The sequence below is a fragment of the Syntrophales bacterium genome, assembly GCA_026417625.1.
Classification (GTDB): Bacteria; Desulfobacterota; Syntrophia; order Syntrophales; family UBA8958; genus JAOACW01.
This window is the reverse complement of the sequence record JAOACW010000005.1, coordinates 17,596-33,524: the sequence shown is the minus strand read 5'-3', so window position 1 is coordinate 33,524 and position 15,929 is coordinate 17,596. Positions and strand designations below refer to the sequence as shown.

The window sequence follows — 15,929 nt, the reverse complement described above, 5'->3', positions numbered from 1 at the left end:
AAACAAGCCGGGTAGTCCAATTCAATATGAACATATATCTCACTTACCCTTGACCTTTTCCTCTAGTATATTGAGAAATTGGTCAGGGGTATTCTTCGCGAGAAGCTCGCGAAACTGTGTTTTGTAATTCTGAATAAGACTTACATTCTCGATAGTCACATCATATATCTTCCATCTACCCCCCTTCTGGATTAACCGGTAGGAGACGGGAATAACCTTCGAAGGTGTTATAACCCTAGTATACACTTCTGCAAAATTAGGAGAATGAATGATTTCCCGATCGAACATCACTTTCTCATCTTTGTATTCATAAGAGAGAATTTTATCAGAGTAAACATTTTCCAACAGTTTCTGATAAAGTTCAACAAACCGCTTACGTTGATCCTCGTTAAACCTGCTCCAATCCTTTCCCAGCGTTCTCCGAGAAAATTCCTCTTTATCAAAAGCGTCTTCGTAAATGGCATGAAGTTTATCGCGCTTCTTCTTTTTTGCAACTTCCCCCTTCAACGTAGGATCACGAACAACATCAAGTGCTCGATTGACATTCTTTTGCACGAAATCCATTGGATCTCCGCAATATGCCGAAAAGGGCAAAAAAAATAATAAGACAAATGAAAAAATAAAGCTAAAAGCTCTAACCATCATGTGAAAAGACCCCTTTTAATCTTTTCTTAACTCCCCAAAAGCATATTTGCCTATCAAATCTGCTATATCTACCGCAGGTTGCGTTTGTGTTATATAACTTCCCGGCAAAAGAACATTACCCGAACCTCCAGGATCAATGCTTAAGTATTTATCTCCGATAAGTCCTTCAGTTTTAATGGATGCCACAGCATCATCATATACCTTTATATCCTTCTGAATACGTATCTCCACAACGGCCTGCTGATTTTCCTGATCCATTTTGAGGCTTTCCACTCTGCCTATGTCTATACCTAGCATACGTACTGGACTTCCCACCCTCAAACCAGTAACAGAGGTAAATTTGGCGTACAGCGGATAATAATTGTCACTAATAAAGGAAACATCTCCAAGTTTCACTGTCATATATCCTATACAAATAATGCCGAACACTATAAAGATGCCAACAATCATCTCTATCCTATACCTTTGCATTTAGCACCCCCGCACATTACACCGAAAAACAGCTTTTAACTCCCTCTGGGACCTTGCACTGTGGATCACCGATGTTAAGTCAGTAAGAGGATCCCCATGGGCTATACCGACAAAAAATTCTACCCCTACAATCTTTTTTAGGTCAGAGATCCGCTCAATAGTAAAGGGACCTATATCTCTTTTTTCAAGTTCAGTTATTAGATCCTCTACAGCCATTCTGGTCTCCTCGAACGTGGCATAAGGAAGGGCCGTAACATAGGTGTCCTTTCCATACCTGGCTGAGAAACCAGCGAGAGGACCAAAAAAACCTCCTATCTGTTTTCCAAACTGGTTCAATAATGTATGTACAGCTTCTTGATCTGCGACTTCAGATATCTCATCCAAACCGGAAAATTCAAATACTATAATTGAGTAAACACCTTTTCTCTCACCACTTGCCAGTTGGGAAAGATACTGCATTTTGAATTGTCGAAGACTGTATAATCCCGTAAGTTCTTTCTGTAATTCTTCAAGGCTACGAATCACCTCATCGGAAAATGGGTGATCAAAATTCTCGAGCTCCTCTGGTGTACCTTGAAATACGATCTGCCCATCATACAGGGCGAGAATCCTATTCGATATAAAGTAAACATCCGGTATATCGTGACTTACAAGAACGGCTGTGAAACCAAACCTCTTCTGGTACTGAGCGATCATCGTCAGTATAGCATTCTTTCTTACTGGATCCTGCCCCGTCGTGGGCTCGTCGAATAACACGATATTAGGATCAGTTACCAAAGCCCTGGCGAGGGCTACTCTCTTCTGCATACCTCCTGAGAGTTCAGATGGATACTTGTACACAGCATCCATAAGCTCCATCTGTTCCACCCTTCGCATAACTCGTTTGTCAATTTCTGCTTTACTAAGCTTTGTGGTTTCCCTAAGTGGTAACGCAATGTTCTCATAAACCGTCAATGAGTCGAAAAGGGCATTACCCTGAAACATGTAACTGATTTTTCCAAAACTATTAATAACTTCACTTCTTCCCATTTCGTTCAAAGGTTTGCCCCGAAAAAGTATCATCCCTTCGTCAGGTTTAAGAAGACCGATTATGTGTTTAAGCAGAACACTCTTCCCGGCACCGCTTAGCCCAATAATTGTCGTCACTTCTCCCTCGTATATTTTTAAATTCACTCTATCAAGCACAACCTTATCGCCAAACCGCTTCGTGACATCCCTGAATTCAATGAGAGGCGTTACCATAAAAACAACCCCTATTTCAGAAGAAGCGAAGTAATCACATAATCAGCGATAAGAATGAGCACACAGGATATAACCACAGCCGAAGTCGTAGCAATGCCAACCGCCTTAGCCCCTTTACTGTCCTTTCTCTGGTGCACATAGTAACCCTGATAACAACATACAGTTGCCACAATTATTGCAAAAACTAACGCCTTTATAAAACCGTCCGTAACATCCTTAAGATCCGTACTAGTTTGAACCCGATAAAAATACGTCCCCGCATTTGCCCCCAAAATCAAAACTCCCGATATGAAACCACCCATAATCCCTATTAGATCAAATACCGCAGTTAATATGGGAAAACATACTATAGAGGCTGCCAATCTGGGACTCACCAAAAAACCTAGAGGATCTATACGCATTGTTAAAAGAGCATCAATCTGCTCTGAGATACGCTGTATACCTATTTCTGCAGTCATTGCCGACCCCGCTCTAGCCGTGATCATTATAGCGGCAAGAACCGGTCCGAGCTCCCTTACTAGTGAGAGGGCAACCAACGTACCGAGAGCCCCTTGAGCTCCAACCTTTACAAGGGCATGGTACGATTGCAATCCTAAAACCATTCCCGTGAACAATCCTACAAGCATAATAATCATAGTAGATCTGGCGCCGATTATATATATCTGGTGAACAATTTTGCTGAACTGTTTAGGACGGAAAATCTTTACGAAGGCCATTACAAGAAAAATACCCGCCACACCTAAACTGTTTACCCATTCGATCGCCGCGCTTCCCACAGTAACAAAGGGTCTTGACAAGAAAACAAACAACCTCATTCCAATCCTCGGAAACCAAATGAAATCTTAAGACATATATGGCGCTGTCTGTAAAACGATAAAGATCTTACTAACTACCTCATAGAGGTCCTTTTTTCTTTGCATGAGCATCTAAAGCAGCCTCTATTACCCTAGTGATGAGATCAGTTTGACTGATCCCCAAAGCAGCAGCTTGATGAAACAAAACCGTCGCCGGAGTCATCCCCGGCAACGTGTTGGCCTCAAGTACGGCGACTCGGCCATCTTTGCGAACAAACATATCAATTCGCGCGTAACACTTAAGATCAAGAGCTTGAAAAGTTGCCACGGCGGTGTCCTGAATCCTCTTCAGAACTTCCTCAGGTACACGAGCAGGAGTTTTGTTTTCCCCTTGACCGTAGAGAAATTTATCTTCCAGGGTCAGAATATCTTCAGTCGGGATCGTCTCAGAGGGAATCAGGGCCATAGGTGGATCATGCCCTAAAACTCCGCAGGTCACCTCTATGCCCTCGATAAACTCCTCTACCAATGCAATATTGTCCCACTCAAAAGCTCCTTCAAGAGCCGAGGGTATCCCCTCTGATGACACAACTTTTTTCACTGCTGTACTACAGCCTTCTCGGGTCGGCTTAACAACGCAGGGGTACTTAATTTCCTCTTCAATGAGTTTCAAAATCATCTCCTTCTCACTACTCTCCCACTTCTTCCTCTCTACGATCGTGGATTTTGGTACATCAATACCTCTCATGGTTAGGATTTTCCTTGTCATGTACTTATCCATACCGATAGCAGATGACAGCACACCTGACCCAGTATATGGAATACCCAAAAGTTCCAAAAGCCCCTGCATGCACCCATCTTCACCGTATTTACCGTGAAGACCAAAATAAACGATGTCCACCCTATCCTTTAGGGCTTCATAGGGAATCCTTTTTGCCTCCGTTTCCAAATCTTCCTCGATATCTTTAGTGCAGTTACGCATCAAAAGCTTAAGGGGGATCTCCCAGAGCCGTGCTTTGCTATCCATAAAAATTGGTATAGGCTCAAATAAACTACGATCCATTTTGCTGTAAATATTCCTGCCACTTTCTAGTGACACCTCTTTCTCCGAGGAGAGTCCCCCCATAATAACACCGACAACAAGTTTTTTTCTCTCTTTCTCCACCATAAGAGGTACCCTTTTATTAAAACCCAACTGTTAATCCCAAGTATGGCCCACTGAAAAACTGATCCATTTTGAAGTCATTCTTGTCCACGAAAATTTTCACTATTCTATAGCCAACATTTATATCAACAAAAGGTAAAGGAGAAACCGACACATCTGCGAGCCCCTCAAGTGAATAATTATCACTCCCGTAACCTCCACCTGTGACCTGAACCCTTGCCTCCAGCAAATTGGCAACCAAACCAATATGAGCACCAACACCCACCATGGGAAAAACAGAGTTGTAAGTTCTTCTCTGATCACCCGTTGTCGCCGAATTCAATTTCAATTCACCGGAAACGAACTTTCCTTGCAAAATCGGCCCTAAAGAAAAACCAGCTAGTAGATTCTCCATGTTGATAATATCGTACTGATATTTAAGATCGAGCATGTCATACGAATAATCACTCTTCACATTCGTACTTTTACTGAATTTCACCCCATTGAAAACTACATCTGCCGTGAGAACAGTGTTATCCGAAAATCCAGCAGTTGTGTACATAATGCTACCATGGTGCCTCCCAATCCCGCCGTAAATCTCACCTGCAAAGTTCATCTTTTTGCCGAGTCCTAAAAGCTCCTTAGCATCCATATACGATCCTTCTATGCCGTTTTGAATGGTTTTAACATCCGCTGTTTTCAAATCGGGCAACCAGAGATAACCCCGAACGCCTATTTCAAACGCGTCAGCATACGGAACGACAAAAAAAGATACAACCAAACATAACCACATGATAGCTTTTTGTCTTTTTTTCATCTTCAATCCTCCAAATTTTCTTATAAAGGACCCCTTTTCTCTCTGTGTATAGCCAATGAATTTTCAATAAGCGCACTAATAATCATAGAAGGTAACATTCCTGCATTAGCTGCCTGCTCAAAGAAAAAGGAAGAAGGTGCCATTCCAGATGATGAGTTGGGGTCCGTAATTAAAATGCGCCCATCCTTTAACACAAAACCATCAATTCTGCCATATGATCTAAATCCCAGGGCTCTGTACGCCTTTATTGCTTCTTCCTTTATTCTCTCTGTCACTTCCCTAGGTATATTTTTGGGAGGCGTGAACTTCCTACACCTACCCGGCATATACTTGTCGTCGTAAGTGTAAAATTCGCTCTGGGGATGAATTTCCGTTACATCGAGAACCCTTAGTTGGTCACCTTCTTCTAGGATAATGCAAGAAAATTCTATTCCGTCTAGATATTCTTCTGCCAGGATTCTCGAATCCCACTTGAACGCGGCCTCCAGTGCGGGTGATATGTCATCTTCCTTTCGCACAGCAGAAACCCCTACACTGGAACCCTCTCTGGTCGGTTTTACGAAAAAAGGCAGAGAAAACTTATCCAAAAGTGCCTTTTTAACTCTTTCGGAATTCTCCCTCCATTCACGTTCCTCAATGAGAAGACTCTCCGGAACATCAACACCAGAAAACTTGAGGATACTTTGCTGAATATGTTTGTCCATCCCCAATGCGGAAGCTAAAATCCCAGGTCCAGTATAAGGAATACCGAGAAGTTCAAGCAATCCTTGAATGCATCCGTCATCTCCATACTTTCCATGGAGACATAAAAAGGCAAAATCCACTTCTTCTTTGAGATCTTCGTAAGCTATAGGTCGTGCCTCCTTTGCCAATCTCTCTGAAATGTCCGTCGTTGTGTTCTGAGAAATCAACTGCCAGGGAAGAACCCAGAATTTGCCCTTCATATCCATAAATACAGGAATGGGATCGTACTTCTCCCTATCCATATTGTCGAAAACGTTTCTACCACTGTTCAACGAAACCTCTCTTTCTGAAGACATACCTCCCAGTATTATACCCACTCGCAATCTCTTCATTCTCTTATACCCTTACACCTCCCATACAAAAGTCACACCACTGTTGGGGAAAATCCAGTTATCATCTGGTATGTATATCCTTATGGATTTATTTGGCAACTTCGTCACCTCCGGATATGGGCGTTTACCCGCAAAGAAACTCACCTCCCGTACATTGCGCAGACTCGATCCCTCATGATCAAAAACAATTTCCAAACCTCTCGTCGGGTACACCAGATACACAGAAAACATATTGTCGCTCTTTGACTTTAACGCAACTATTTCAATAGAGAATTTTACAAGTTGATTAATTTTGTTCTTCAGCTCCTCCGCTCCACATTCGATTTCCAAACCACGATCGGTACATGATTTCCTAATAATTGGCACTGCTATATTGTCAACGATTACGGATGAAACGCGAAAATTATTCTTTACGTTTACCCCTACATCACGTTCATCTAGAAGCCATCGATACTCACAACGGGGATCTTCAAAGAAACTGGCAAGCTGCTCTCTATTTAAAGCACAACCTATGATGAACCTCTCGTTTCTCAAAACTTTTCGATATTCAATTATCGTTGTGAACTGGAGATAACCCCCTCTCGCTAAGGGGTCGTCCTCATCAATAAGGTCGCAGACTTTAATATAATAGCGAAAATTTTCTCTCAGTTCCAAACTGCGATCCTCTTTACCAAATAGCGTCTCCAACATTTCATAGTATATGGCGTCACCTAACTCCTCATTACGTACTCTAGCCTGGAGACACATACGGATTATACTGTTTATTCTAGCAACGGATCTCTCTTCATCTGGCACATAAATCCTCCTTAACCGGGGAAGCACTGCATTAGTTTTACCCCTTTGTATAAAAACGCGAGGTGCCCTCTTACCAAGAGTGCACAGTATTTCATAGGTTATGGTTTTTACCCTGTTAGCTATATCGTACGCAGAGATAGTTTCATCACCCTGCGATCCCATCAAGACTACCTCGTCACCCACTGCACAACCAGGTATGTGGGATACGTCAACTGTGCACATATCCATTGAGACTCTTCCAACCACAGGGGCTCTTTTCCCCCTTATGAGCACTTCACCTGCATTTGAAAGAATCACACCATATCCATCACCATAACCCACAGGAATCGTTGCTATTCGGGAGGGCTTCTCTGTTATATATGTTCTGTTGTAACCAATACTGTAACCTTTCGGAAAATCCTTTATGAGAACGATCCGCGTTTTAAAAACCATAACGGGGTGGAGCTGGGCACGCTCTCTTGTCTCCAGGGAAGGATATATTCCATAGGACATTAAACCGGGTCGTACCATGTCTAGATTAAACTCAGGATAGTTTAGAATAGCCCCACTGTTCGACATATGCTTTATCGGAACATTAATATTATTTGCCTCGAGCTCTTTGAGAACACGCCTGAACAATTCCCACTGATAGACATTGTACTCCGCCCGAATCTCACTACAGGATAAATGGGTGAATATTCCCTCCAGGGTTAAATTCGGCATACTTGCAATCTCTCTAATAACCTTAAGAGCCTCACTATATAGGATACCCCCCCTCCCCATACCTGTATCAACTTCCACATGAACAGGAATACACATCCCCGCTTTCGCACATGCCTTTTGCAGATCTCTAGCGAATGAAATATCAGAAATTGACGGCGTCAGATTGTACTTAATTATCTCTCGAATCTCTCCCCCAGGAGAAGGACTGAGGATGAGGATCGGAGCACTAATTCCACTAATACGGAGTTGCACACCCTCGTCGGCATTCGCGACCCCTAAACAGTATGCTCCATTCTCAAGGGCCACCTTTGCAATTTCAATCGATCCATGACCATACGCATCAGCCTTGACCACCTGAAGAACCTTAACTTCAGGTCCAACGATCCTTCTTATTTCTTTCCAGTTGTTTGCAAAATTATCGAGATCTACTTCTACCCAACTTCTGTAACTCTGCGTGCTCTGCAAGAGCAAAACCCCTTTTTTGTCATTTCTTCGTCATTGTATAGACACCATCCCACGGCTGGTCCGGTGGATTCTCCTTCAAATCTAAACAGCGTTTGATATAAACTTCCGATGGAGGATCTTCCCCCTTGATCTGAATCACCTTTTCGAAAAGGGCAATAGCTCGATCCCACTGGCAACTCCTGTAAGCATCCAAAGCTTCCTCAAAAACCTTAACGTACTTTTCATGTGCATCCTTATTTTCTCTCTCACACAGGAGCTCATAAATCTTTACAGGCATTTTCTTGCCTTTAACCCGCACTGCATCCAGCTCCCGGCAGAACATATGATCTTTTACTCTCTCATACGTATACTCACTTATCACGATATGCGTTCCATATTCCTTATTGATACCTTCCAAACGAGAAGCAAGATTTACGTTATCCCCCATCACAGTGTAGTCAAACCGGATATCAGAACCCATATTACCTACCACCATATCTCCGGAGTTAATACCAATTCCAATATCCAGTCGGGGTCTTCCCTCTTGCTCCCACTTATCCTGAAGAGCCTTCAATTTTTCCATCATATCCAGAGCTGTTTTACAAGCTCTTAAAGCATGGTCGTGCTGGTCAATGGGAGCACCAAACACAGCCATTATGGCATCTCCAATATACTTGTCCAGTAGACCGTCATATTTGAAGACAATCCTGGTCATTTCCGAAAGGTATTCATTCAGAAGACTGACTAGATCCTCAGGAGATAGGCTTTCTGAGATAGTTGTAAATCCGCGCACATCGGAAAACATCACAGTAAGTTCTTTTTTATCGCCTCCCAGCTTCAACTTTGAGGGATCTTGGAGTATCTCGTTAATTACAGCAGGCGTAAGGTAATACTGGAATGCACTGCGAATTCTTTTCTTTTCCATCTCCTCTGTTACGTAACGATAAACTGTGATGAATGTGTAAATAACAATTATTGTGGCAACTGGGTAAACCATGTTCAACCAAATACGATACTTAGCGAGGAGAAGTGTGTTCACAAAGATAAAAGTTATCAAAAAAGACAAAGTCACAATAACACTCAAAACTGCTTTTAAACGTGGTATTGTTAAGCCTACAATCATCCCCAAAACGATAATAGCGCACATGTCTAGAAAAATGGTAAAATTGGTACGCTTCAGAAAATCGCCCACCAGAATGTTATCAATGACGTTTGCATGAATTTCCACCCCGGGATACACGCTACTATAAGGAGTCACCCGGAGATCATAAATACCGGTGGCTGTCGCTCCTACAATGACAATCTTATCCCTTAAAGTATCGGGCGGAAGACGGTTGTGAAGTATATCCGTTATTGAGTAATGGGGGAACGTCTTTGCCGGTCCACGGTAGTTTATGAGTATCCTTCCCGATTCATCCACAGGAATTGAGATATTCTCCACTATTATGGATTCAACCCCGAATTCCGCTAGACGAACACCCGCAATAGGCATACCAGCAAATTGCAACAACGCCGCCATTGCCAGGGAATAGTAGTAACCATCACCAAACTTTACCACTAGAGGGGACCATCTAATAACACCATCAGAATCAGGGTATGCATTAAAGTAGCCACTGTTAACGGCGACTTCTGAGAGTTCCTTTATGTTCGCCACTGCCGCATAAGCGTGGATCAAATTCCTTTCATCAACCTGTCCTTTGGATTGGACCATGGGATACCGAGAGTTACTGATGAGCTCCCTTGCCATATCAATCTCCTCGGGTTTCAGATGGGCCACTTCTCTCGCTGTGGTATAAAAAAAGTACCCCAAAGTAACATTTCCAGTCCTCTCGATAGCTTTAGCCAAAACCTTATCAGGACTAAGGTCATCACGCTTCGCTTTTATTACCTTATATAAACGGTCTTTCAGAGCATAATCCAAACCTCCGAGCTCTTCCGAGAGTCCCTGTAGTACCTTCATAGAAGGATTCTCTTCCGGTTCGGAAAAAACTATATCAAATGCAATTGCCTTTGCCCCATCAGACTTCAATTTTTCAACCAACTTCGCAATAACCTTCCGCGACCAGGGCCAGCGTCCTATTTCACCTAAACTTTTTTCATCTATAGCTGCGATAACAACAACATCAGTTGTGGGTAGCCTACCCCGGGACACTAGCCGCAAATCAAGGGATTTCAATTCCATAAATCTCATAAACGGTGGATCTATAAAAAAGGCAATGATGGCAATAATTATAATGAGAACAGTTATCTTTGTGGGTGAAACCTTCGTGAGTTGCCCTAGTTTTCCCTTCAACCACGTTTTTAAGGAAATGAATCTTAAAACGGCGTACACCTCTGCGCGTTATTTTTGAAACAATCTGTTCTTAAGTTAAGGTTACACCAATGTCAAGGCAAAGAATATTTTTTGTTAGACCTCTCAGACCATAAACCCTGAAAGGTTCTCTCCTAATTTCGCTTTCGAAACCAAAATAGAGCCACCAAACACATTACACCTGAGAACACTATCCCAAATTACGAGACTTAATAAAGAAGGGCAGAGAGATTAACCTCTGCCCTGTCTTATAATTAATCACACAGAGTCCCTCAGCGTAGCTTCTCTCTAAGCCTTACAATCATTTCCCTCATGAAAACTTCTCTGGCCTTTAATGCCCGACGTAGTTCGCGGTCATCAGTATTGGCCAGCTCGATTTTCAGTGAAGGGTAGTATCGTTCTAAAACCTCCAGGAGCTGGCGTGCTTCTTCCTGGTTCAATTCAAAGGCAGCCATAGTTGCCCTCCTTTCCTTTTACTTTTTTCCCATCAAAGCCTCCTTAGTGGCTCCTATGGGATATACAGGGAATATCTCAAATCTCAAAATATCAATCCACGCCGCCCTCGTGGCTATCAACCCTTTTTCATCTGTTTTAATCACATAGATCGTACGACAACCCTGCAAATCATAAAATTCCGATATGACTTCCACCTCCTCAGGCCACTCCCATGTGGCCCGACGAGTCCTCACCTCTCGTTCATCCTTTGGATCCCAAGTGCATATCATCATTAGATACATTATATTTTCCTCCTTTCCCGTTCTTAGCTACCCCGTATTTCTTCCACACAAAAATGATCTAAACCGTAATTTTTTTGATCAGCGATCCTCCCAACGGACCATTTATCACCCCCTCCGTAACTTCAGAGATAAATCCCCTCATACATATCACTTTCATGAGATTATAACCGATGCAATAGTGCACTCCACAAACAGGGAAATTCAAAGAAAAGCAATTAACAATAGCCGCAAAAACAGTTCAAAAGGTATTAAAAATCAGCTCTCCAATCTTGGGGAATGTTATTTTCTGTCCTTTATGTTGACTGCCCCTCCTTTTCTGAAACAAAGGACAGTAATAAAAGTTACCGAAGAGATCGGAACACCAAAACGGAAAAGATACTACTTACATTTTTATAATAAAACAGCAGAATCTATATGTCAACGTCAGGGATGCGGTTGAACTTCATCTTCGTACGTTTGATAATAATAGGCTTGACAAGGTTGAGCACGTGAGATAAATGCAAATGCAATGCCGATGTAGCTCAGCCGGCAGAGCAAGTGATTCGTAATCACTAGGTCGGCGGTTCGAATCCGCCCATCGGCTCCAGTGAAGTTATTGGAGCTGCAGCTACCTGAGGTGTAATCTGCAGCTCCTAACTGCATGTCTAGAAAGGCCCACTCCTCAAACCGCAGAGGTTACTTATCATCCATAATCCAGATACCGTCCCAATCCTCACCCGGAGGATGCTGTTTGAAGTAAAGACAACGGTCTATGTATACCCGACTCAGCTGATCTGTTGGTACAAGGTGAGATGCCTCCGCGAAGGCATCGATTGCCTTATCCCAAGCTTTTTTTCTGTATAGTTTTAACCCATCATGAAAGTACGCAATTGCATTCATCATGTTTGGAAACGAGTTTTCGGTGTGATAGTCAAGAACCTCGAAAACCCCCACTGTTTCACTTTTCCCCTTTACCACAACCCTGTCCACCTCCCGGATTCTGTACGTACCCTTTAGTCTCCTGTATGTATGCTCACTCAAGAGGATGCGGGCGTAGTATTTTTTGCACAATCCTTCTAATCGGGAGGCCAGATTAACTCCATCACCTATTAGGGTATAATCCATGCGTCTTGGTGATCCAATATTTCCAGAAACAACTATATCTGTATTCAATCCAATACCTATCTGAACAGGTTTCTCTCCTCTTTTGATCCTCTCTTTGTTCCATTCGTCAAGGGTTTTCACCATTGCTATAGCCGCTCGCACCGCCCTATCTTCATCGTCTTCGTGAGGAATTGGCACACCAAAAGCTGCCATAATAGCATCACCGATGAACTTATCCAGCATACCCCCCTCCTTTTGGATACACTCTACCATCAGAGTGAAGTATTCATTGAGAAGTGATACAGTCCCCTGTGGACCTAGTGCCTCACTCATTGCAGTGAACTGACGGATGTCTGAAAAAAGAATGGTAGCCAGCATGTTTTTACCACCAAGAATATCCTCTGAACTTTCCAGTATTTGACCAGCCAAAATAGGATCCATATATCGGGACATGGTTGTTTTCATCCTCTTTTCAGCACTGATATCATCGATTACTATCATTGTTCCCAGATGCTTACCCTCTACACTTGTGAGAGGGCAAATCGTAAGGTTTGCCGATATCGTAGCCTTTTCCGTACGCAAAACCACATCTATCTGTGAATCCGTCTTTCGCGTTTCTTCCACAAACCTCACCCTCTCCATTATCCACTGGTTGCTCTCTGAAAAGAATTCATCTGCTCTCTTATTGAGAATGTCCGCTGGCGTAATACCAAACATGCTCAAAGCTGCCTGGTTACATGTAACTATTTTTCTGTTCTCATCCAGCGTTATAACACCATTGGACATGCTTTCCAGCATACTATCACTGTAGTTTTTCATGTTCTGGATATCATTGAAAAGTTTAGCATTCTCCAGAGCTATAGCAATTTGAGCGGTAAAGGCCCGTAAACGGGCCTCGTCATCTTTAGTGAAATGCCCACCCCTTTTATTCAGGACTTGGGTAACACCTATTATCTTACCAGCCTTATTCACCACAGGGATACACAGAATAGATCTGGTAAAAAATCCTGTTTGCTTATCAAAAGCTGGATTGAAACGTAAATCGGCGTATGCATATGGTATATTTATCGTTTCACCGGATGTAAACACAGCACCGGCGATACCCATGTTATTGGGAAATCGTATCTCTATTGACCCGAGACCCTCACCTATTTTTGAGAACAACTCACCCCTTTTTTCATCGTTCAGAAAAAGGGTTGAACGTTCTGCATTTAGCATCTTTGTGGCTTCAGACATGACTTTTTTGAGAAGGTTTCCAAGCTCAATTTCCGCGGTAATACTGGATACAAGCTCGTAGAAAGCCATTTCCTGATTTCTAACCTTTTGCATTCTGACTATAACATCGAAACTTTCCAGCACGATCGCCGCCTGAGACGTCATAGCCATAAGAAGCTGCATATCCTTTCTGGAAAACTTACCATCCTTTTTGTTTAGCATCTGAGCAACACCAAGCAATTTGCCCTTCATCGTTCGTATGGGAACACAGAGAATATCCTTCGTTTTATAACCTGTTTTCTCATCCACCGTTCTGTTAAAACGAGGGTCTTTGTAAGCATTTGAAACAATCACGGCTTTGCCTGAGGTAAAAACATAACCAGCGATACCTGAATCCCTAGGTATGCGAATTTCAGACCTTAAGTCACCTTGAGCAATATAGGAATAGAGCTCACCCGTTTCAGTATCTTCGAGAAAAATCGTTCCCCGGTCTGCTCCTATTTCATTCGTGGTAACCTTCAGAAGGTAATTGAGCATCTCATCCAATTGTTCAAAAGTAGCCAGTGTTCTGGATATACTCAAGAGCAATTCCGCTTCGTGTAGGCGCACCAACACAGCCGTATCTGCAGTGTTGGCAAAATTACTTAATTGATGGCTATTTCTTTTCATTGTTCTCCAAAATGCCTCGCAGTACTTTTATTGTATCCTGCAATTGACCTATCTCTTCCCTATGGAGTCGGATCATTTCGGCCAATTGTGAATCGTGCCGAGCCTTTTCTTCTTCTAATGCCCGTCTCAGGCACTCAACCATGCCTCTAAGTTGGTAAACTTCATTCATTGCAGTACTCATTGCCTCCTGTTTTTCCTTTTCCTTCTCTAATAAAAGGCGTTCCATCTCTTCACGTATCTTTTGGATAGTCTCCCGCAAATATCTTATTTCTTCATTCTTCATACTTTCAAATCTATTTTCTGCATCTTCCCTTAACTGACGTTCTTTCTCCAATGCCTCACGTAAACGAACAATCGTCTCTTTAAGATAGATTTCATTTTCGGGCTTACACATGGAATACTACCTCCTCCAAAGATCACGCCCGCTTCGCAACATGTATCTAACTACAATTACTGTGATATTATCATGGCCACCCCTCATCTTGGCCTCCGACACCAACCTTTCCGCCAAAAATCTGAGGTTGCTCGAGTATATTTTAATTTCCCTTTCGATTTCATCATCCGATATCATACCGGTCAGACCGTCAGTACAGAGAAGCAAGATATCATTATCCTCCAACTCTACGATATTCATGTCCGGTGAAGGATCATCATCGGCTCCAAGCGACTTTGTCAAAATATTCCAATAGAAACTAGGGACAAAATTTTCTGGTATTCCTTTTTCCCTAACAAGGTAGGTTCCCATTGTGTGATCAATGGTGATTCTTCGAAGACGCTCGCGATAATGGTATACCCTGCTATCACCACAGTGGGCGATTATTGCCTCATTTTCCCGCACAACAGCAATACTAATAGTAGTACCCATACCGTGCAACCGGGGATCAGATGTACCTTTCAACTTGATCTCTTTATGGGCTCGGAGAATAGCATCCGATAAAATGGATTGTATATCGACTATTGTTGTCCCATCGAGAACACTATTCTGGAGTAAATCTCCAATTATTTTGACCGCAAGCGAACTTGCAACTTCACCTGCTCTGTGTCCACCCAAACCATCAGCCACGATGAAAATTCCCTTCTCAACATCACAGTACAAACTATCTTCGTTAATAGGCCTAACTAATCCTACATCGGTGAGCCACGAGGCTTCAAGGAACACTCGGCAGGACAACACAATCACCTTTTTAAAATGACTTTTTTCACAGACTAAACCAATTTACAACGAGTGGTCAACCATTCTTTTTCCAGACTAATGGAGCAAGCAATATTTTAGATTGACAACATCATATACTCGGATAAGATATTTCAAAATTTTTGGGAGTAACTCATATGAGCTACATAAAGATAAAATTTCATAAAGAACAACAAACAGAGAACGAGGAAACGGTTGATTTTCTCCAGGGTACAATCTTGGTATCAAGCACTTCCCTTTTTTCCTTGGGCACCAACACATGGCGTCCCCACGTAGACATGTACGAAACCCCTGACGAGATTTTGATGCTTGTCGACCTCGCGGGCGTGCGAAAAGAAGATATCCACCTCGAGGTAAGTCAACGAAAAGTGAAAATCTATGGCAAACGTGACCACAATTTCCTACCAGGAACAATACGTTACCATCTCGCGGAGATACCCTACGGATACTTTGAGCGACAATTAACATTCTCAGAACCCATCGACCTTGAAAACATAGAGGCTGTATACAGTAACGGTTTACTGGAAATTCACATTCCCAAGAGAAAAGAAGAGGATGTCCGAAAGAGAGTTCCTATTACCAAACCTTAAAT

At 42.6% G+C, this 15,929-nt stretch carries 15 protein-coding genes and 1 tRNA gene; 2 read left to right on the top strand and 14 right to left on the bottom strand.

What is annotated here, in order from left to right:
* Nucleotides 1–39: 39 nt before the first annotated feature.
* From N2317_04800 to N2317_04750, 11 genes are all read right to left on the bottom strand, one after another.
* Nucleotides 40–564 carry an ABC transporter substrate-binding protein gene (locus tag N2317_04800; protein MCX7816812.1) on the bottom strand — a complete coding sequence of 175 codons (525 nt, stop codon included), beginning with the start codon at nucleotides 562–564 and terminating at the stop codon, nucleotides 40–42.
* Between the two features lie 96 nt (nucleotides 565–660).
* Entirely contained in the window at nucleotides 661–1,116 is a 456-nt protein-coding gene (mlaD, locus tag N2317_04795; GenBank protein MCX7816811.1) for an outer membrane lipid asymmetry maintenance protein MlaD, read from the bottom strand.
* Nucleotides 1,117–2,358 (bottom strand): ATP-binding cassette domain-containing protein, encoded by a 1,242-nt coding sequence (locus tag N2317_04790; protein MCX7816810.1) that lies wholly within the window; start codon nucleotides 2,356–2,358, stop codon nucleotides 1,117–1,119. It lies immediately after the preceding gene.
* 11 nt (nucleotides 2,359–2,369) lie between these two features.
* On the bottom strand, nucleotides 2,370–3,173 hold the full coding sequence (locus N2317_04785; protein MCX7816809.1) for an ABC transporter permease: 804 nt from the start codon (nucleotides 3,171–3,173) through the stop codon (nucleotides 2,370–2,372).
* Between the two features lie 79 nt (nucleotides 3,174–3,252).
* Complete coding sequence (locus N2317_04780) at nucleotides 3,253–4,320, bottom strand: D-alanine--D-alanine ligase (GenBank protein ID MCX7816808.1); 1,068 nt, start codon at nucleotides 4,318–4,320, stop codon at nucleotides 3,253–3,255.
* A gap of 16 nt (nucleotides 4,321–4,336) precedes the next feature.
* Nucleotides 4,337–5,113: a hypothetical protein gene (locus tag N2317_04775; protein MCX7816807.1), complete on the bottom strand. Its 777-nt coding sequence runs from the start codon at nucleotides 5,111–5,113 to the stop codon at nucleotides 4,337–4,339.
* A gap of 20 nt (nucleotides 5,114–5,133) precedes the next feature.
* The gene (locus N2317_04770; protein ID MCX7816806.1) at nucleotides 5,134–6,189 is read right to left on the bottom strand and encodes a D-alanine--D-alanine ligase; all 1,056 of its coding nucleotides are present in this window, start codon (nucleotides 6,187–6,189) and stop codon (nucleotides 5,134–5,136) included.
* Between the two features lie 12 nt (nucleotides 6,190–6,201).
* Entirely contained in the window at nucleotides 6,202–8,151 is a 1,950-nt protein-coding gene (gene alr / locus N2317_04765) for an alanine racemase (protein MCX7816805.1), read from the bottom strand.
* Between the two features lie 19 nt (nucleotides 8,152–8,170).
* Nucleotides 8,171–10,462 (bottom strand): adenylate/guanylate cyclase domain-containing protein, encoded by a 2,292-nt coding sequence (locus N2317_04760; protein MCX7816804.1) that lies wholly within the window; start codon nucleotides 10,460–10,462, stop codon nucleotides 8,171–8,173.
* A gap of 251 nt (nucleotides 10,463–10,713) precedes the next feature.
* Nucleotides 10,714–10,896, bottom strand: a complete 183-nt coding sequence (locus N2317_04755; protein MCX7816803.1) for a hypothetical protein — start codon at nucleotides 10,894–10,896, stop codon at nucleotides 10,714–10,716.
* Between the two features lie 18 nt (nucleotides 10,897–10,914).
* Nucleotides 10,915–11,178 (bottom strand): hypothetical protein, encoded by a 264-nt coding sequence (locus N2317_04750; GenBank protein ID MCX7816802.1) that lies wholly within the window; start codon nucleotides 11,176–11,178, stop codon nucleotides 10,915–10,917.
* A gap of 510 nt (nucleotides 11,179–11,688) precedes the next feature.
* Here N2317_04750 and N2317_04745 point away from each other — a divergent pair.
* Nucleotides 11,689–11,764: transfer RNA gene (locus N2317_04745), tRNA-Thr, on the top strand.
* Nucleotides 11,765–11,853: 89 nt separating this feature from the next.
* Here the strand turns inward: N2317_04745 and N2317_04740 are convergent.
* The 3 genes from N2317_04740 to N2317_04730 are packed head-to-tail and all read right to left on the bottom strand — an operon-like array spanning nucleotide 11,854 to nucleotide 15,316.
* The gene (locus N2317_04740; protein MCX7816801.1) at nucleotides 11,854–14,145 is read right to left on the bottom strand and encodes a GAF domain-containing protein; all 2,292 of its coding nucleotides are present in this window, start codon (nucleotides 14,143–14,145) and stop codon (nucleotides 11,854–11,856) included.
* Nucleotides 14,132–14,539: a hypothetical protein gene (locus tag N2317_04735; GenBank protein ID MCX7816800.1), complete on the bottom strand. Its 408-nt coding sequence runs from the start codon at nucleotides 14,537–14,539 to the stop codon at nucleotides 14,132–14,134. Before N2317_04735 ends, N2317_04740 begins: the two co-directional genes overlap by 14 nt.
* Before the next feature lie 6 nt (nucleotides 14,540–14,545).
* A complete protein-coding gene (locus N2317_04730) occupies nucleotides 14,546–15,316 on the bottom strand; it encodes a protein phosphatase 2C domain-containing protein (GenBank protein ID MCX7816799.1) in 771 nt (256 codons plus the stop codon).
* Nucleotides 15,317–15,474: 158 nt separating this feature from the next.
* On the opposite strand from N2317_04730, the gene N2317_04725 reads away from it, so the two are divergent.
* Nucleotides 15,475–15,927 (top strand): Hsp20/alpha crystallin family protein, encoded by a 453-nt coding sequence (locus tag N2317_04725; GenBank protein MCX7816798.1) that lies wholly within the window; start codon nucleotides 15,475–15,477, stop codon nucleotides 15,925–15,927.
* Nucleotides 15,928–15,929 lie beyond the last annotated feature (2 nt).